The 1,154-nt window shown below is 46.8% G+C and carries 2 protein-coding genes; both read right to left on the reverse strand.

Annotated features, from left to right (window positions below; genetic code table 11):
* Positions 1-284, reverse strand: a 284-nt coding sequence (locus R7070_RS26060) for an SRPBCC domain-containing protein (RefSeq protein WP_318141495.1), incomplete at its 3' end; no start/stop codon positions are given.
* Positions 285-384: 100 nt separating this feature from the next.
* On the reverse strand, positions 385-1,154 hold a 770-nt coding region (locus R7070_RS26065; RefSeq protein WP_318141496.1), incomplete at its 5' end, for a DMT family transporter.

Genomic DNA, 1,154 nt, shown 5'->3' on the forward strand with positions numbered 1-1,154 from the left:
GCGGCAATATCCGCGTCCAACTGTTGCCTATTGTCGGGGTTAAAGATGGCAACATGATGAAACTCTAGCCGATGCAGTGGCTGCACAGAATCAATCACTGCGCGAGTGCCGCCCATATCCGGATCAAAAAAGGTGATGTCGCTGCCCTCTTCCCACTCCCCTTCGAATTGAGATTGAGGTGAAAAAGCCTGCGCCCAACGCTTGTAAAGCTCAGCATCCGTCAGCACTCTCCATACGCGCTGCGGAGTCGCGGTTATTTCTACGTAATAGTTTAATGTAAGCATGTTTTCTCTCCCTGAACCTTCATTGACGCTAGTTTATTCTCAGGAAAAATCAAATTTGCTTGCGTTTTAAATGCTTATCTCAACTTACTTTTACGAGGCACTAAGATGTTCTCGTTTGTAACGCCTTGCTTTGATGATACTTGACCAATACATCCCAGCACCCATTCAATACCGTCGCGAGCACAATTAAGCCCATGCCCGCGATTTGAGTGCGGCTCATTACATCAGCGAAAAAAAGTGATTGCCAAACGGCCGTAAACAACAAGTTGGTAAAAATCAGTGGTGCGAGTTGAGAGCCGCTACTGGCCAGTTGATAGGCTTTTGCACGAAACACTTGAGTATTGATGATCAACATCGACATGGCTAATAGCAACAGCACACTAGGCTCAACGGATAGTGAGAATGAATGAGCCCCCAACAGTCCAGAGCCATCGTTGATAAGCGCCAAAGGCAGAATAAATAACGCGGCAAAGCTAAACGCCCAGAAGTTGATCTCTAGCGGTGACATATTACTTTTGCTGACTTTATACAGCGTCAATTGTGAGCCGGAGTTAAACAGACCGCCAGCCAAACCAAGCAGTAAGTCGTATCGCAAAGTAAATTCGCCTTCCGTTCCAGCCAACAACACCACACCACTAAACGCCATCACAATACCAAAAACGGTGGACGCACGAATTTTTCCATGCCAGACAAGCTTTTCAATCACAGGCATAAACAACGGGCCTGTAGCAAAAAGGACCACACTTTCGACCAGCGTTAACGTTTGAAGAGACGCAATAAAACACAATTGAGACAGACCAATACAAAGTGCGCGAAGCAAAGTGGGCTTCAGCTCGGTCGATTTCGGCAGTTTGATGCCTTTCGGGATCA

Source organism: Vibrio sp. 1557 (genome assembly GCF_033340175.1).
Lineage (GTDB): Bacteria > Pseudomonadota > Gammaproteobacteria > Enterobacterales > Vibrionaceae > Vibrio > Vibrio alginolyticus.